15 protein-coding genes are annotated in these 16848 nt (G+C 42.2%); all 15 read left to right on the top strand.

All coding sequences use genetic code 11. The features are described 5' to 3' along the window. Positions 1-257 precede the first annotated feature (257 nt). The 15 genes from LLY41_RS15205 to trmD all read left to right on the top strand — a co-directional run bounded on the left by LLY41_RS15205 (position 258) and on the right by trmD (position 16757). Complete coding sequence (locus LLY41_RS15205; RefSeq protein ID WP_304585787.1) at positions 258-2633, top strand: DUF8725 domain-containing protein; 2376 nt, start codon at positions 258-260, stop codon at positions 2631-2633. Continuing rightward, positions 2630-3565, top strand: coding sequence for an ABC transporter ATP-binding protein (locus LLY41_RS15200; RefSeq protein WP_304585786.1), 936 nt, complete (start codon positions 2630-2632; stop codon positions 3563-3565). The genes LLY41_RS15205 and LLY41_RS15200 overlap by 4 nt, the downstream gene beginning before the upstream one ends. Next, entirely contained in the window at positions 3562-4410 is an 849-nt protein-coding gene (locus LLY41_RS15195; RefSeq protein WP_304585785.1) for an ABC transporter permease, read from the top strand. Before LLY41_RS15200 ends, LLY41_RS15195 begins: the two co-directional genes overlap by 4 nt. 65 nt (positions 4411-4475) lie before the next feature. Continuing rightward, positions 4476-5921 (top strand): hypothetical protein, encoded by a 1446-nt coding sequence (locus LLY41_RS15190; protein WP_304585784.1) that lies wholly within the window; start codon positions 4476-4478, stop codon positions 5919-5921. Between the two features lie 148 nt (positions 5922-6069). After that, positions 6070-7074, top strand: a complete 1005-nt coding sequence (locus LLY41_RS15185; protein WP_304585783.1) for an AAA family ATPase — start codon at positions 6070-6072, stop codon at positions 7072-7074. Continuing rightward, on the top strand, positions 7074-7940 hold the full coding sequence (locus tag LLY41_RS15180; protein WP_304585782.1) for a DUF58 domain-containing protein: 867 nt from the start codon (positions 7074-7076) through the stop codon (positions 7938-7940). Before LLY41_RS15185 ends, LLY41_RS15180 begins: the two co-directional genes overlap by 1 nt. A 7-nt stretch (positions 7941-7947) precedes the next feature. Continuing rightward, the gene (locus LLY41_RS15175; RefSeq protein ID WP_304585781.1) at positions 7948-9720 is read left to right on the top strand and encodes a vWA domain-containing protein; all 1773 of its coding nucleotides are present in this window, start codon (positions 7948-7950) and stop codon (positions 9718-9720) included. Next, entirely contained in the window at positions 9704-12481 is a 2778-nt protein-coding gene (locus LLY41_RS15170; RefSeq protein ID WP_304585780.1) for a VWA domain-containing protein, read from the top strand. The genes LLY41_RS15175 and LLY41_RS15170 overlap by 17 nt, the downstream gene beginning before the upstream one ends. 144 nt (positions 12482-12625) lie before the next feature. Continuing rightward, entirely contained in the window at positions 12626-12958 is a 333-nt protein-coding gene (locus tag LLY41_RS15165) for a putative DNA-binding protein (RefSeq protein WP_304585779.1), read from the top strand. A gap of 11 nt (positions 12959-12969) precedes the next feature. Further along, positions 12970-14322, top strand: coding sequence for a signal recognition particle protein (gene ffh, locus LLY41_RS15160; protein ID WP_304585778.1), 1353 nt, complete (start codon positions 12970-12972; stop codon positions 14320-14322). A gap of 110 nt (positions 14323-14432) precedes the next feature. Then, on the top strand, positions 14433-14705 hold the full coding sequence (rpsP, locus tag LLY41_RS15155; protein ID WP_009330784.1) for a 30S ribosomal protein S16: 273 nt from the start codon (positions 14433-14435) through the stop codon (positions 14703-14705). Positions 14706-14716: 11 nt separating this feature from the next. Further along, positions 14717-14947 carry a KH domain-containing protein gene (locus LLY41_RS15150; protein WP_009330783.1) on the top strand — a complete coding sequence of 77 codons (231 nt, stop codon included), beginning with the start codon at positions 14717-14719 and terminating at the stop codon, positions 14945-14947. Between the two features lie 152 nt (positions 14948-15099). Then, on the top strand, positions 15100-15486 hold the full coding sequence (locus tag LLY41_RS15145; RefSeq protein ID WP_304585777.1) for a YlqD family protein: 387 nt from the start codon (positions 15100-15102) through the stop codon (positions 15484-15486). A gap of 12 nt (positions 15487-15498) precedes the next feature. Further along, on the top strand, positions 15499-16020 hold the full coding sequence (gene rimM / locus LLY41_RS15140; RefSeq protein ID WP_095242335.1) for a ribosome maturation factor RimM: 522 nt from the start codon (positions 15499-15501) through the stop codon (positions 16018-16020). After that, positions 16020-16757 (top strand): tRNA (guanosine(37)-N1)-methyltransferase TrmD, encoded by a 738-nt coding sequence (trmD, locus tag LLY41_RS15135; protein WP_076256222.1) that lies wholly within the window; start codon positions 16020-16022, stop codon positions 16755-16757. Before rimM ends, trmD begins: the two co-directional genes overlap by 1 nt. Positions 16758-16848 lie beyond the last annotated feature (91 nt).

Genomic DNA, 16848 nt, shown 5'->3' with positions numbered 1-16848 from the left:
ATTATAGATAATAGCAAGAAAAAATAAAAAATAGTTTAATAAGTGTAATTTGTGGTGTAAAATTACACTGTAATGATGCTGTTCTTCATCAAGGTTAACTTCTATAACAAATTATTTTAATATCCTCAGGAACTTTTTGTCATTAAGCTGCGTCTATACAATGGAAGAAGTTATCAGGCTGGCAATAATTTATAGTTATAAAAGCTGCCTATAAATATAAAAAGCTAATACTTACGATACTTAAAGGGGAGATTGGGTTGCACGGTAAATTAAAAGTAATCATTATGGTTTTATTCTGCTTTGTATTAATGTTTCATCCATTCCAATCAGCAGAAGCAGCCGGTACAGGCATTAAAGTTACTCTCGATGAAGGCTTTGGCGGAAAAGTAAAAAGAGGAGAGGGATTTCCTCTGCGTATAAAGATGGAAAATTCAGGTGAATCCTTTAGCGGTGATTTGCTGATAAGTTACCATCCATCCTACAATACCAGTGGTGCGGTTTCTGTAAAAGTAGAGCTGCCTGCCGGAACAGCTAAGGAATATCAGGTTTCCATACCTGGAATGACGGAGGACCATCCCTCCATGTATCAGAACATTCCATTGCTGAATCTTTATGAAGGAGATTGGAAAGACGGAAAGAAAGTTAGTTTTAAAGGTGAAAATACACTAAAACCTAAATTTGTAGATATGGCTACTGAAGTAATTGGAGTTCTAAGTGAAAACTATGACCGTGTAAAAGAGCTTCGGACACTTCCTTCTAAATCGCTGCTTGAACTTAAAGGGGAAGATTTGCCGGATAATGCAATTGGGCTTGAGACACTCGATTACTTGCTTATTGATGAATTTAAGGTTTCACAGCTCAGTGAAAAACAGCAAAAAGCTATAAGGGACTGGATATTCAGTGGTGGAACACTGATTGCCGGAGGAGGCCCGGATGCAAGCGGCTCCTATGGAGATATATATTCACTGCTGCCGATGAAATCAGAAAATGAGGCATCCGCCCCAGTCAAATTCCTGCAGCCGGCGAAGGGAGAGGAGCCAAAATTTGATGAGCTCAACTTCTTCACTGGTCCGGTTGATAAGAGTGCAGAAGTTATTGCAAAAAGCGGTGATCTCCCTGCAGCGTTGAAAAAGGAGTATGGAAGCGGGACAATTTTGCAGACAGCTTTTTCACTGGGGGATGAGCCTTTATCTTCATGGCAGGGATATGACACATGGTTTGAAGGCTATATGAAACAGGCGTCAGGGTCAGGCAATGGATCAACCCCCTATTCACAGGATTATCTTGATCAGCTTTATTGGGAATTTGCAGAAATAAATGAATTCTTTCCTGCATCCAATTTTTCAGTCGGACAGCTTATTGGACTTTTTGCCGGTTATATTATTCTAATCGTGCCTGTGCTTTATTTTGTGTTAAGAAAGCTTGATAAACGGGAGCATTCCTGGTGGATCATTCCTTCTATTGCCATTTTAATGGGTTCAGCTGTCTTTGGAATGGGGGCAAAAGACAGAATTTCTCAGCCGCAGCTGAACCAGATGGGGATATATAAAGTGAATAACAATCTGCTTACCGGTTATCAGGCTTCAACCCTGCTGTCAAATAAAAGCGGTGAATACATCCTCTCAATGCCAAAAGGTGAATATAATGCTGTGGTTTATTCAAACAATTCCACCTCATCTGACCCGCTTAGGGGCGGAATTATGGCTGAAAGAGTAAAAAACAATGAGATAATTTTCCCGGAGGTAGAATATTGGTCATCCAAAACCATTTACGGAAAAGCTCAAACAGAAATAAATGGGAAACTGACAGCAGATATCACCCTTAAGGAAAAAAGATTAACAGGAACAATTCAAAACCAAAGTGACTTCGATTTTGAAGAGTTATATATTTGGTCAGGAAATGAAGCAATTAGACTGGGTTCAATCAAAAAAGGTGAGACCATTAAAGTAGATAAAGCCACAAAACAGTCCCTTCTGAGCAGACCGTACGGAGGAGCGTTTAATGGAGGAAATCCTGCCAATAGCCAAAATGATATAAATAAATTAAGAAGAGAAAGGCTTCAATATGCTTCCAATACATTTCTGCTCGGAGATCTTGCACAGCCAGTCCTTGCAGGAATTACAAGAGAATCTGTCATTGATGTAACCATGAAAGAGAAGAAAGCAAAACAGAATAACACCAATCTGATTGTTCAGCCATTTGAGGCCAAAAATGAGTTTTCCGGCGAATTTACATTGAAGGATGGCATGATGGCAGCTGATTGGAATGTGATTAAGGGACAGATTTATGAAAAAGGCATGGACAGCACGAGTGGTGAAATGATGCTTGAAGACGGTGAATATGAATATTCTCTAAGCCTGCCGAAACAGCTTAAAGAGAAAACCTATAAACTGGAAGAAATTTCGGTAAGGATTAATAGCCAAAACGTACAATATTCATTAAAAAACCATAAAACAGGTGAATGGCTGCCGATTGAACCGGATCAAAGGAGCTTAAAGCTGACAAGTAAAGATGACTTGTCTCAGTATGTTTCAAAAGAGGGCCGATTTGTTTTGAAGCTTATTAAATCTTCACAGGGAGATCCATTCGTTCCATTGCCGGCTGTAACAATAAAAGGGGAGGTGCCGAAATGATTGAAATATTAGATTTAACGAAACGATATGGAAAATTCACAGCACTGGATTCCTTAAATCTTACTATTGAAAAAGGCAGTGTCTTTGGTTTTGTCGGACAAAATGGTGCAGGAAAATCCACAACCTTTTCCATTTTGGCAACCCTGCTTGCCCCAACTTCGGGATCGGCTTACGTAAACGGGTATGATGTGCAAAAGGAGCCAAAGCTCGTAAGAAAGCAAATTGGCTATATGCCGGACTTCTTCGGGGTTTATGATCAGCTTAAGGCTGATGAATATCTTCACTTCTACGGTGCAAGTTACGGTATTCCATTCGCAGAACGCGAGAAGCTGATTCCGCAGCTGCTCGACCTTGTCAACTTGTCACATAAAAGAGAGTCATATGTGGACCTTCTATCAAGAGGGATGAAACAGCGTCTATGCCTGGCAAGATGTCTGATTCATGATCCTGAAGTCCTGATTCTGGATGAACCTGCATCAGGACTTGACCCGCGAGCAAGGGTAGAAATGAGGGAAATATTAAAAGAATTGAAGAGTATGGGCAAGACGATTTTAATATCTTCACATATTCTGCCTGAGCTTGCAGAAATGTGCGATACCATTGGCATTATTGATCAGGGTAAACTGGTGGCTCAGGGGTCTGTTGGTGATATCCAGTCGCAGCTCAGAGGAGAAAGACTGATTCTTGTAAAAGTTCATGGGAATGCTGAAAATGCCATCTCCTTTTTCGAAGATGATCCAAATATTTTTAAATTATCTTTGCTGGAGGATGGGTTATCTTTTCAGTTTATTTATAAAGGGACGACTGAAGAGCAAACAGAACTTCTTAAAAGAGCCATATTAAGTAATCTGGCCATTACCAGCTTTGCAGAAGCCGAAACAGACCTGGAAGATGTCTTTATGGAAATTACAAAGGGAGTTGAGCTGACATGAAGAATTTAGTCGTAAATCCTGTACTGAATAAAGAATTTAAGCTCCGCTTCCGAAGCTTTAAAAGTTACCTCGGTGTCCTATTTTACCTCTTGGCATTAGGGCTAATCATTGTTGGATTCATTTTTATTGAATCACTGTCAAACAACATGCAGGGCTTTTTTAAACCGGAACAGAGCCGGACAATGTTTATGGTTTTATCTATATTGCAGCTTTGCTTGATTCTGTTTATTACCCCTGGATTAACAGCAGGGGTTATCAGCAGCGAAAGAGAGAGGCAGACCTTAAATATCATGCTCACGACGACTCAAAGCTCATCAAGCATAATATTAAGCAAGCTGATCTCTTCCATTTCATATTTAATATTGCTGATTGCGGCAAGTTTGCCTCTTTATAGCTTTGTGTTTTTATTTGGAGGTATTTCTCCAGGCCAGCTGCTTACGACAATGGGATTTTATTTGTTTACAATCGTGGTTTACGGAAGCATTGGAGTCTTATTTTCAACGCTAATCAGAAAAACCATTGTCTCGATGGTTACCACCTATGGGGTTACTTTATTTTTAGCAGGCGGAACGGCTTTCCTTGCTTTAATTTTTATGCAGTTAACAAATGCATATGGGTATACTGGGACTCAGCCGACGAATCCGCTGGCATATTTCCCGGCTATGCTCAATCCGGTCATTATTCTGATGAGTACCTTTGAGCCGGAAATGACCAATGAAATTACAAGATCAACAGGCATTGAATTTCCTTTATGGATTTCATACTTAATTTCATATACTTTGATTTTCATTGGAGCTGTGCTTCTTAGCATTAAAAAACTCCGTCCCAATATGAAAAAGGGTTAGTAGGTTATTCGGGCAAATCCTCCGGAGTGGGGATTGCCCGAAATTTATAATAAGGGAATGATACGGTGGAAGACCGCAATCAATATCTTAAACTCTTAAAACCGGTAAAAAGACAGCTCCTCATTCAGCTGATTGTTAAGGAATTTCAGGTATTCCTTTTAGCAGCCGCTGTCTTGGCCTTTTGTCTTATGATTTTAGCAAGAATTTTCGTTATCCCATATCTGCAAAACTATTTCCTGCTGATTATTTTGCTCTCAGTTTTTGTTGCTGCTATTCGGGTTTGGAAGAAGCGGCCTGACATAATCCAGGCGGCTTCATTGTATAACAGGTTTGTAGCGGAAGATCGGGTTATTACAGCCCATTCTTTCCTTTTGGATGATGCTGTTCTGGCAAGATTGCAGCTTGCAGATGCAGTAAGGCATATGAAAAAGGTACACCATCAGGTTTTAGGCAGGAAGAAGGTTTTCATTCACCCTAACCCTGTTTTAATGTGTTTGGCTTTTCTAGGCCTGGCAGTGCTTTTATACATGATTCCGGGAGAAAAAATGGAATTGGCACAAAAATGGGAGAAGGAAAACAAGTTAGTTGAAGAAACAAAAGAAGAACTTGAGAAAAAAGCAGAAAAAGAAAAGAATCCTGAAGTAAAAAAAGCATTAGAGAAAGCGAAAGAGAAGATTGCAGAAAAAAAGTCTGCTGAGGATGCCTTGAAGGAGCTTGCGAAACAAACAAAAAGCCTCGAATTAAAGGCAATCAAAGAAAAAGAAAAATCTCTTAGCCTGGAAAGCATGAAAAACACCCTTGATAATAGCGGTTTAAAGAAATTAAGCCGAATGCTAGAGGAGAAGGATCTGGCTTCTTTCCAGGAAGAATTAGCAAAACTTGAGAAGCAAAAGCAAAGGAAGGAACTTAATGAAGAACAAAGCAATGCATTGAAACAGCTTACCGGCAGTGAAGGGGAGCTATCTGAAGAGGAACTGTCAAAACTTATTGAACAGCTCGAGAAGGCTTTGCAATCAGAGGAGCTCTTAAACCAGCTGGCAGCAGCTCAAAAAGCTCTTCAAAGTTCAGGTCTATCATTACAGCAGCAAATGGCAGCCAATGGAATGCCGCCTGGACAGCTTGCTTTTGCGCCTCCCGGGCAGCCGGGGGGCAGGCAAATAATCCTAATTCATCACCGCCTGCGCAGCAGAATAATCCAAATCCGCAAAATAATAATCAAAATCAGCCTGGCAATAGCCCAAACAGCGGAAATGGCAGCGGCTCCGGAAGTGGTTCAGGATCCGGATCAGGATCTGGTTCAGGATCCGGATCAGGATCTGGTTCAGGCTCAGGCGCAGGGAGTGGTTCAGGCAGCAGCGGTCTGGGTGGAGGTGCCGGACTTGGACAGGGATCCAGGGATCTGCTCACTATTCCTTCTGGCATGGAAGGGAAGACGAATATTGAAAATGACAATGGCAGCCTGGGGCAGGGTACTTCAGGCCAGCAGTTTGAAGGGGAAGGCCCTGTTTTAAAAGGAAGTATCAGACCTTACAGTGAGGTATTTGGAAATTATGAGTCGTCATACAGGCAGAGCACCGACCGGTATAAGCTGCCGGCTGATTTAGAGGAAATCGTAAAAAATTATTTTACAAGTATAGATCCTGACAAGGAGTGACTTCAATGTCCGTAACACAGGAAAAAGAGCAGCAATTCGCACAAGCAGCAGATATTATTGCAAGAGTGAGAGATGAAATTCAATCATTTATAGTAGGCCAGGAGGAAGTAGTCGAACAAGTATTATGGAGCATTTTCTCAGGCGGCCATGTTTTGCTTGAAGGTTTGCCGGGGCTTGGTAAAACGATGCTGATTAAGACTATTGCAGAGGTACTGGACCTGAAATTTTCCCGTATTCAATTTACCCCTGATATTATGCCATCCGATATAACCGGAACGATGCTGCTTCAGCCTGATGAAGCAGGCAGGCAAACGTTCAGCTTTCATAAAGGGCCCATATTCGCCAACATCATCCTGGCAGATGAAATTAACAGAGCAACACCTAAAACACAAAGTGCCCTGCTTGAGGCAATGGGAGAAAAAACGGTTACCATTATGGGTGAAACCAAAAGAATGGAAAAGCCATTTTTTGTTCTTGCAACTCAAAACCCGATTGACATGGAAGGAACATATCCTCTGCCGGAGGCACAAACCGACCGGTTTATCTGTAAGGTGAACGTAGCTTATCCGACACAGAAAGAATTAAAAGAAATTGCCCGGAGAACTACAGGTGTGCAAAATACTCATTTAAATAAAGCGGCCGGGCTGAATGATGTAGTTGCTCTTCAGGAACTCACAAGAGAAATCCTCGTATCAGAGGATATTCTCGATTATGCTGTATGGCTGATCACTGCCACACATCCGGATTCAGAGGATGCACCGGAAACAGTAAAAGAATACGTCCAATATGGAAGCGGTCCCCGCGGACTCCAGAGCCTGATAAATATGGCAAGAGCAAGAGCATTGTGCTCAGGAAGGTACCATGTTTCAATAGGTGACCTTAAAAATGTTGCCTATCCCGTTCTGCGACACCGCCTCATTTTAAACTTTGAAGGAGAAGCTGCGGGGATTACGGCAGATTCGATTATTGAAGGTCTAATAAAAGAAAATTCCCGGGGAGCTAAGAGCTGATGAACAGCCATCAAATCCTTCTTGGAAAGCTGCAGAAGCGTAAAGTTGCGGTAAAGACCAGGAAAAGAGGGTTTCATTCAGGTTCCAGGCAATCCCATAAATTCGGATCTTCCATGGAGTTTTCTGACTTCAGGGCATATCAGCCCGGAGACGATATCCGGCAAATAGATTGGAATGTCTATGGCAGAACACAAAAACATTATATTAAACGTTTCCTTGATGAGCAGGAACTGTCTATTGCTGTTTATCTGGATGCCACTTCATCAATGACCAAAATGGAAGAAAAATGGGAGTACGCCAAAGCTCTTGCTGCGGCTTTGAGCTTTATGATTCTTTCCGGTGAAGACCGGCTCCTGTTTTCACCTGTTTCTTCTGCTGGCATACAGCCTATCAAAAGAAAAGGCTCTGTTTACAGCAGGCGGACATTCATGGAAATCCAGGATATTGAACCCTTTGCTCTGTCCAATAACTTTCTGGGCAGCTTAAAAGACACTCTTTCAAAGCACCAGCAGCTTGCTGTAATAATAGCAGATGGTTTTGAACCGCTTCAGGAATGGGAAATCCTTTTTAGGAAGCTAAGAGGGCTGAAACAGGAGTTCTGGCTATTTCAGGTGCAGGCTGATGAAGAAATGACACCGTCATATTCTGGAGATGTAAAGTTAATTGATAGTGAAACAGGGACCGCTGTAAATGTGAGCATGAGCCCTGCCGTATTGGCCGAATATGAAAAGCGCCTAAGAGAACATAATGAACAGCTTGAGGTTTTATGCAAGCGGTATGGCGGCCAATATATCTTTGCCCCTGAAACAAGAGATCTTCAGACTGTTCTTTTCAGGGATTTGTATGCGAAGGGGCTGGTCAGGTGAGAGCGATATGCAATTCATAAATCCTGCTTATTTTATTTTATCCATTTTTATCGGAGCGGTTGTCCTATTTTATTTCTTTCGGAAGCAGTATGAGGAAAAGACGAATTCATCCAATTTGCTTTGGGAACAGGTGCTGAATGAATGGCAGGCTTCCCCCTGGCTGAAAAAGCTTCAGCAAAATCTGTTATTTTGGCTGCAATTATTGGCACTTCTATTATTGATGCTGGCCCTTGTGCGTCCATTTTGGCTTGAAGATTCTTTAAAAGGAGAGCACATAATCATCATCATTGATCCATCCGCTTCTATGTCGGCTGAAAGCGGAGGGAAAAGCCGTTTTGAGATCGCAAAAGAGGAAATGCTTGATCTGGCAGGCAAGCTTAATGGCCAGCAGGTAAGCTTAATTAAAGCAGGAGAGAAAAATGAGATTCTCTTAAGCCGGGAAGATGATCTTAATGCTATTCGAAGAACCATTGAGGGGCTGGAGCTTACTTATGAGTATGAGAATATGGAAAAAGCCGTTCTTTTGGCAGGCTCCTTATCTTCAGGAAAAGACACGGCTCTTCATATTTTTTCAGACTCAGCTGGAAAGAAAGATTTAATGAAGGAATTGGCCGGTCTATATACTGTTGTACATAATATTGGAGAGAACGCAGGGAATGTGTCGCTGCAGTCGTTTGGAACAGCTGCCGCCGGTGATGGTATTTCAGCAGCTGCAGTGATAGAAAACCAGTCTTCTGGAAATATAGAGACAGCTTTTACAGTGAAATCTGAGGGAGAAGTCCTGTTTGAACAGAATCTATCATTAAAAACAAATGAGGAGAAGACCGTTCAAATAAAAAATCTGCCGGAAAAACCTTACTACGAGGCAGCTATCTCCATTAGCGATGGCTATAGTGCAGATAATCATGCAGCCTCTATTTACACTGACCCAAAACCTAAGGTTTACACTTTGGGAGATGTAAATCCCTTTGCGGTGAAGGGTTTTCAAACTATTGGTGCCGAATTGCTGCAGACAGATCCGTCTGCTCTAAAGGGTTTGGATATGAAAGGTGTCGTTGTGGCGGAAGGAAGCACCCTATCGGGACTCCCGGAGCTGCCGATAATCTTTTTTAATACAAGCAAAGATAAAACAAAACTTGAAGAAGGAATTTCGGGGGACGAGGATCCTCTTTTTGAATATGCAAACTTTGAAAAGGTGTATATCAGTTCTGCATCCTCCGTTCTGAAAGGAGAATGGGAGACTGTATTGAAAAGCGGGGATATTCCTTTAGTCCAAAGGGGAATGCATAATGGGCAGCCAATTATTATCGTCAATTTTAATCTATCAGACACAGATTGGCCCCTCCTGCCCGGTTTTCCAATCTTTCTGTATAACTCTTACCAGTGGCTATCTCAGCAATCAGATTTCCTCGGATATTTCAGCTCCGGTGAAGAAAGATGGTTAAATATCGGCAATGAAACTGGAAGCTGGGAAATTTTCAATAATCAAGACGAAAATCTATACTCTCTTGATCTAAATAAGGAAACCTTTAAAGCTCCTATAATCCCAGGAACTTACCAGGCTGTATCTGGAAATCAAATTTATTATTTTTCTGTCCTTCTGGATGAAAGGGAGAAAAGTGCAGGAACAGAAGAATCCTTTACACTGAATGCTAAATCATCTGAAAAAAGCAGCATGACCCAAAGACCTAATGAAAGTCTCTGGTTCTGGCTGGCGTTCATAGCTTTAATCCTGATTGTTATCGAATGGGAGGTATATCGCCGTGGGCATAGAGGTTAAATATCCCTTCCTGTTTCTCCTCCTGATTCCTGTTGTCATAATCGTTTTTTTATTTATTCGAAATCACAGCGGAAAAGGAAATGAAAAATTTTGGATTGCCGGTTTGAGGCTGATCATTTTCTCTTTATTAATTATTGCACTGACCGTTCCTCAGGTGGTTCTTCCGGTAAAGGGACAGACCGTCGTATTTCTGGCCGACCGTTCTGCAAGCATTGGCACGAATGAGGAAGCACTTGCCTGGATAGAAAACAGCACCAGCCACAGGAAAAATGACGATCAATTCGCAGTGGCTGCTTTTGGGAAAAATGCAGTACTTGAACAGAATCTGGGCAGAAACCGTGAAGCTATAAACGAATTTAACGGAGTGGCAGAAGATTCCCAATCCAATCTCGAAGCAGGGCTGCAATTTGCCGCTTCGCTCATTCCGAGGGAGTCTTCCGGCAGAATTGTCCTGATGACGGACGGGAATGAAACGGAAGGCGATAGCCTGGAAGCTGCAGCAGTTTTAAAAAATCGGAATATCGAGATTGACCATGTGCCATTAACAACAGCAGCAGGGGACGATGTCTCAATCTCAGAATTAAACGTTCCTCCTTCCCTATATTTAGGAGAAGAGGCTCCGATTACAATAGAAGTTACCAGCAACGTTGCCAAAGAAGCTGATATCAGACTATCGGTAAATCATAAAGAAGTATTAAAGGAAACCGTTCATGTGAACGAAGGGAAAAATGTTTATACGTTTACCCACAAAGCGGATACCGCAGGGTTAACGGTATATAAAGCAGAGATAGCTGCAGAACGGGATGCCTACTCTGAAAACAATGCACTTCACTCAGTTGTGAATGTAAAGGGTACCCCTAAGGTTCTGATCGTACAAGGAGAGGAAGCTGGCGATCTTGCAAATCTTTTAAAAGGTTCAGGCCTGGAGACAGACATCGTTATCCCAGAGAAGCTTCCGACCGTACTCTCAGGTTATTTGCAATATCAATCGATTATTTTTAATAATGTCCCTGCAACTGTTATCTCAGAGCAGCAAATGATCTTGATGGAGAAGGCAGTGAAAGAATTCGGCACTGGTTTTATTATGTTTGGCGGTGAAGAAAGCTTTGGGCTGGGGGGCTATTTTAAAACTCCGATCGAGAAATTGCTTCCAGTGGATATGGATATCAAAGGCAAGAAAGAAATGCCTTCCCTAGGTCTTGTGTTAGTTATGGACCGTTCTGGAAGCATGGCAGGAAATAAAATTGAATTGGCGAAAGAGGCGGCAGCCCGTTCAGTTGAACTGCTGCGTGAAGAAGATACACTCGGATTCATTGCATTTGATGACCGTCCATGGGAAATCCTTGAAACTAAGCCTCTCAAGGATAAGCAAAAGGCAATTGAAAAAATCAAATCCATTACACCGGGCGGGGGGACAGAAATCTTTACCTCTCTGGAACAGGCATACAGTGAGCTTGAAGATTTACAGCTGCAGAGAAAGCATATCATTTTACTGACAGATGGCCAATCTGCCACAAATGGAGACTATGAGCTTTTAATTGAAAGCGGGAAAGAGAAGAATATCACTCTCTCAACTGTTGCTCTTGGCCAGGATGCTGATAGAGGGCTGCTGGAAGAACTTGCGGGAATGGGGTCTGGGCGTTTTTATGATGTTACAGACTCTTCCGTTATACCAAGCATTTTATCACGTGAAACCGTAATGGCTACGCGAACTTATATCGAGGACAAACCTTTTTACCCAACTATCCAGCCTTACCCTGAATGGTCCTCCCTTTTTGAAAAAGGTGTGCCCGAAATGAATGCTTATATAGCTTCCACTGCTAAGCCGCGGGCACAGGTGCCGCTGTTAAGTGAAAAAAAAGACCCGGTACTTGCTGAATGGCAATATGGAATGGGATGGACAGCGGCCTTTACATCCGACATCTCAGGCAAGTGGTCGGGAGAATGGGCAAGCTGGGAAAAGTGGCCGACCTATATTAATCAGCTTGTTACTAAAACACTGCCGCAATATGAAAGTGAACCATACAGGGTTGATGTTGAGAACAAGGATGGTAATACAGTGCTCAGCCTGGAGTCTGCGGCAAGCATTTCTTTGCCTATTGAGACATCCATCGTGTCTGAAACAGGTGAACAGATAAAAGCCAATATGAGGCTTACTGCGCCAGGTAAATATGAGGCGCTGATGCCTGAAAATGCGGGTATGTACTTTTTAAATATTAAACAGACAGATCAGAATGGGAATATTCAGGTTCATCAGACCGGTTTTACCATTCCCTATTCTGAGGAGTATTTGCAAAAGGGAACAAATAATGAGAATTTGCAGTCACTCTCAAAAATGACTGGAGGCAAGATGCTCACGAGCGGGGAAGAAGCATTCCGACCGCTGAAAAAACCGGCAAGCACCAAACAGCCAATCAGCGAATGGCTGCTTATCGCTGCATTTCTGCTCTTTTTTTCAGAAATTGCAGTAAGGCGCTTTGGTCTGACGGGTCTTGCAGCAGGAATTCTGAAGAAAAACAGAAAAGTAAAAGAAAAGCCAGATGCGCCTAAGAAGGTACCAAAACTTAAAGCTTCCAGGAAAAAACCGTCTCCTTCCGAACAGGCGCCTGTTAAACTTCAAGAAGAAATTCCTGTAAAGGAACCACCGGAGAAAACAAAAGCAAAGAAGCCGAACCTGACTCAACCTTCAGCAGAACCCTCGCCGAAAGAAAGAGAAGAGCGGATGAAAAGGCTGCTGGATGCAAAAAACAGGAAAAAATAAATGAAATCAGAGTTGAATGATACCTTCAACTCTCTCCCGGAATTAGGTATTGCCAACACTGTAAAGATATTTTCTTGACATGATATGAAATTCTATGTAAACTTTACTTTGTAAAGGCTTTTCACTTAACAAGGGGGAATAGGGATGCTCGAAAAGACAACGAGGATGAACTACCTTTATGATTTCTATCAATCGTTGTTAACTCCTAAGCAGAGAAGCTATATGTCCCTTTACTACCTGGATGATTTTTCGCTTGGAGAGATTGCCGAGGAATATGATGTTAGCCGGCAAGCGGTTTATGACAACATTAAGAGAACAGAAGCAATGCTTGAAGAGTATGAAGAAAAGCTACTATTATTTCATAAATTTCAAGAGCGCAGCAAGCTGATTGCAGAAATAAAAAAGATGCTGGGGGAAGGCTCCCCTTCCCGCCAGGCATTGGAAGAAGCAGTGGCAGAGCTTGAGAAATTAGATTAGGAGGCGGCATTATGGCATTTGAAGGATTGGCCGACCGACTGCAAAATACAATTCAGAAGATCCGCGGAAAAGGCAAAATTAATGAAGCGGATGTAAAAGAAATGATGCGTGAAGTCCGTCTCGCCCTTTTGGAAGCGGATGTTAACTTCAAAGTTGTCAAGGAGTTCGTCAAAAAAGTCAGCGAACGCGCTGTCGGGCAGGAAGTATTAAAGAGCCTGACGCCGGGACAGCAGGTAATAAAGGTTGTTAAAGAAGAATTAACGGAACTGATGGGTGGAGAGCAGAGCAAAATTGCTGTTTCCAATCGCCCGCCGACAGTCATTATGATGGTCGGTCTTCAGGGGGCCGGTAAAACGACTACAACCGGAAAGCTTGCGAACCTGCTCCGCAAAAAGTATAACCGCAATCCGATGCTGGTTGCTGCAGACATTTACCGACCTGCGGCGATTAAACAGCTCGAAACGCTTGGCAAACAGCTGAATATGCCTGTCTTCTCCCTTGGCGATCAAGTCAGTCCTGTTGAAATTGCAAAACAGGCGATCGCAAAGGCAAAAGAGGATCATAATGATTATGTTCTAATCGATACAGCAGGAAGACTGCATGTGGATGAAGCTTTAATGGATGAGCTAAAGCAAATCAAAGAGCTTTCCAATCCGGATGAAATTTTCCTTGTTGTAGATGCCATGACTGGCCAAGATGCGGTTAATGTAGCACAAAGCTTCAATGATCTGCTGGGTCTTACAGGAGTAGTCCTGACAAAGCTGGATGGCGATACCCGAGGCGGTGCGGCTCTATCCATTAGATCCGTAACAAACACGCCGATTAAATTCGTCGGTCTGGGCGAAAAGCTGGATGCCCTTGAAGCGTTCCATCCAGAACGGATGGCATCCCGTATTTTAGGTATGGGGGATGTCTTATCCCTAATTGAAAAAGCACAGGCCAATGTGGATGAAGAAAAGGCAAAAGAGCTTGAGCAGAAGATGCGCACTGCTTCTTTCACATTTGATGACTTTTTGGATCAGCTTGGTCAGGTCCGCCAAATGGGACCTCTTGATGAGCTTCTGAAAATGATGCCTGGCGCCAACAAAATCAAAGGCTTGAATAATATGCAAATCGATGAGAAGCAAATCACTCACGTTGAAGCCATTATTAAGTCGATGACTAAGGAAGAGAAAACTCATCCGGAAATCATTAATTCAAGCCGCCGCAAACGGATTGCCAAGGGAAGCGGAAGAACCGTCCCTGAAGTTAACCGTCTGCTGAAGCAATTTGAAGACATGAAAAAGATGATGAAGCAAATGGCAGGCATGCAGCAAAAAGGCAAGAAAAAAGGTGCATTCAAGCTTCCTTTTAACCCTTTTTAAGCCGCTATTTAAGCTTTTCATAACATGTAAAGAAAAAAACCTTTACAAACTAATTAACTATCTGATATTATACTATCTTGTGTGAAACTATTCGGAGGTGCTTATTTAAAATGGCAGTAAAAATTCGTTTAAAGCGTATGGGTGCTCATAAAAACCCTTTCTATCGTATCGTTGTAGCTGATTCTCGTTCTCCTCGTGACGGACGTTTCATTGAAACAGTAGGAACTTACAATCCGGTTGCTCAACCAGCGATCGTTGAGATCAATGAAGAGTTGGCTCTTAAATGGCTTCAGACAGGTGCTAAGCCATCTGATACAGTACGTAACCTTTTCTCTAAGCAAGGCATTATGGAGAAATTCCATAACGCTAAAAACGGTAAGTAATTCATTATAAGATGAAAGAGCTTATCGAAACGATTGTTAAGCCCCTTGTTGATTTTCCGGAAGATGTTCAAGTGAATGTCCAAGAAGAGGATCAGCGCGTAACCTACCAGCTTTCTGTCAACAAGAATGACATGGGGAAAGTAATTGGGAAGCAAGGGCGCGTTGCGAAAGCAATACGGACCGTTGTTTATGCAGCAGGTTCATCAGAACAAAAGAAGATCTTTTTAGAGATCATCGAATAATTATCCTGTCATGAGCAGGATGCAGCCAAAAAAGGAGGGGTTTCCCCTCCTTTTTTTACAATCTAAAAAAATAACATCGCCAACTAAGAATGTGACAGCAGTGTCAGTTACACCGTTTTTTCATTCGGATTATGATTTGGGAGGCGCTGTACATGAACATTATCCAAACGGTTACAGTTAAGCAGGTGCTGACAGAGAACAGCAAGCACGAACTGCTGGAAGGCTATGCGGCCAAAAAAAAGCAGCTTCAGAAAGAATGTGATCAGCTGAGGTTTGAACTGAAAAAGCAGGAAAAAACCAAAAAGCTGCATCCTGCCATTCTGAAACAGCACTTTGAAAAGGAAATTCAAATGAGGCATGAAAAAGTCCAGCTGCTGGATTTTCAAATAGAACAATTACATATGCTACCATTAGGAAGTGAATTAAAAGAAAAAGAAGTCCAGGCGATTATCGAGGTTCAAAAGGGTACCCCCTGGGAAGAGATAGAAAAAGGGAAAACAATCATCATAAGAGATGGAATTGTTGATGAAATACGCTAGAGGTGATAATGCATGCAGAAATGGTTTAACGTTGGAAAAATTGTGAACACCCATGGCATTAAAGGGGAAGCGAGAGTCATTTCAAAAACAGACTTTGCTGAAGAGAGGTATAAGCCGGGAAATAAACTTTATTTGTTCATGCCTGACACAAAAGGTGATCCCGTTGAGCTGACAGTGAAATCACACCGCACTCATAAATCGTTTAATCTGCTTACCTTTGAAGGATACGAGAACATCAATCAGATTGAAAAAATGAAGGGCGGCATTCTGAAAATTTCAGAAGATCAGCTTAGCGATCTTGAAGAGGATGAATTTTACTACCATGAAATCATAGGCTGTACGGTTGAAACGCTTGATGGAGAAGAAGTAGGCAAAATTAAAGAAATTCTTTCTCCCGGAGCGAATGATGTATGGGTAATAAAAGCAAAAGGCGGTAAGGAAATTCTAATCCCATATATTGAAGATGTTGTTAAGGAAGTTAATGTGGAAGATAAACTTGTGAAAATTAATGCGATTGAAGGATTGCTTTCATGATGAATATTGATGTGCTCACGCTGTTTCCTGAAATGTTTGAAGGGGTCTTTGGGCATTCCATATTAAAAAAAGCCGCAGAAAATGAAGCGGTAACGTACAATGTGGTCAACTTTAGGGAGTATGCCGACAATAAGCACAAAACCGTTGATGATTACCCATATGGCGGAGGAGCGGGGATGGTTTTAAAACCGCAGCCGATATTTGATGCGGTTGAGGATCTTCGCAGTAAAAGCGGTGCGTCTCCGAGGGTTATCCTGCTGTGTCCCCAAGGGGAACGCTATACGCAAAAAAAAGCCGAAGAACTGGCAGAAGCAGATCACCTGATTTTTGTATGCGGCCATTACGAGGGGTATGATGAAAGAATACGTGAACATGTTGTGACAGATGAAATTTCAATTGGTGATTTTGTGCTGACTGGCGGAGAGCTTGGAGCGATGGTTGTAATCGACAGTGTCGTCCGATTGCTGCCTGGTGTATTAGGCAATCAGGAATCTCATATGAAAGATTCTTTTAGCACAGGGTTTCTTGAACATCCTCATTATACGCGTCCTGCCGACTTCAGAGGCATTAAAGTGCCTGATGTTCTCATGTCAGGCAATCACCGCCTTGTCGAAGAATGGAGAGCCAAAGAATCCTTGAGAAGAACGTATTTAAGAAGACCTGATCTTCTTGAAGATGCAGAATTAACAAGTGAACAGCAAAAATGGCTAAATGAAATAAAAAAAGAAGATAAATAACATTGAAGTTGCCGTCCAAATATGATATGATATTTTTTGTGACTAAGACTGAACTTGTTCAGTTTACGTCTGATAAAGATGTTCCGCTGCA

It is taken from the genome of Cytobacillus firmus (genome assembly GCF_023612095.1).
Taxonomy (GTDB): Bacteria; Bacillota; Bacilli; order Bacillales; family Cytobacillaceae; genus Cytobacillus.
This window is presented reverse-complemented; position numbering and strand designations above follow the sequence as displayed.

What these genes read in the sequence shown, in the direction of transcription:
- LLY41_RS15180 (WP_304585782.1), top strand. Translation starts at nt 7,074, where the DNA reads ATGAACAGCCATCAAATCCTTCTTGGAAAGCTGCAGAAGCGTAAAGTT.
- LLY41_RS15200 (WP_304585786.1), top strand. Translation starts at nt 2,630, where the DNA reads ATGATTGAAATATTAGATTTAACGAAACGATATGGAAAATTCACAGCA.
- ffh (WP_304585778.1), top strand. Translation starts at nt 12,970, where the DNA reads ATGGCATTTGAAGGATTGGCCGACCGACTGCAAAATACAATTCAGAAG.
- LLY41_RS15185 (WP_304585783.1), top strand. Translation starts at nt 6,070, where the DNA reads ATGTCCGTAACACAGGAAAAAGAGCAGCAATTCGCACAAGCAGCAGAT.
- trmD (WP_076256222.1), top strand. Translation starts at nt 16,020, where the DNA reads ATGAATATTGATGTGCTCACGCTGTTTCCTGAAATGTTTGAAGGGGTC.
- LLY41_RS15150 (WP_009330783.1), top strand. Translation starts at nt 14,717, where the DNA reads ATGAAAGAGCTTATCGAAACGATTGTTAAGCCCCTTGTTGATTTTCCG.
- LLY41_RS15145 (WP_304585777.1), top strand. Translation starts at nt 15,100, where the DNA reads ATGAACATTATCCAAACGGTTACAGTTAAGCAGGTGCTGACAGAGAAC.
- LLY41_RS15165 (WP_304585779.1), top strand. Translation starts at nt 12,626, where the DNA reads ATGCTCGAAAAGACAACGAGGATGAACTACCTTTATGATTTCTATCAA.
- LLY41_RS15175 (WP_304585781.1), top strand. Translation starts at nt 7,948, where the DNA reads ATGCAATTCATAAATCCTGCTTATTTTATTTTATCCATTTTTATCGGA.
- rpsP (WP_009330784.1), top strand. Translation starts at nt 14,433, where the DNA reads ATGGCAGTAAAAATTCGTTTAAAGCGTATGGGTGCTCATAAAAACCCT.
- rimM (WP_095242335.1), top strand. Translation starts at nt 15,499, where the DNA reads ATGCAGAAATGGTTTAACGTTGGAAAAATTGTGAACACCCATGGCATT.
- LLY41_RS15195 (WP_304585785.1), top strand. Translation starts at nt 3,562, where the DNA reads ATGAAGAATTTAGTCGTAAATCCTGTACTGAATAAAGAATTTAAGCTC.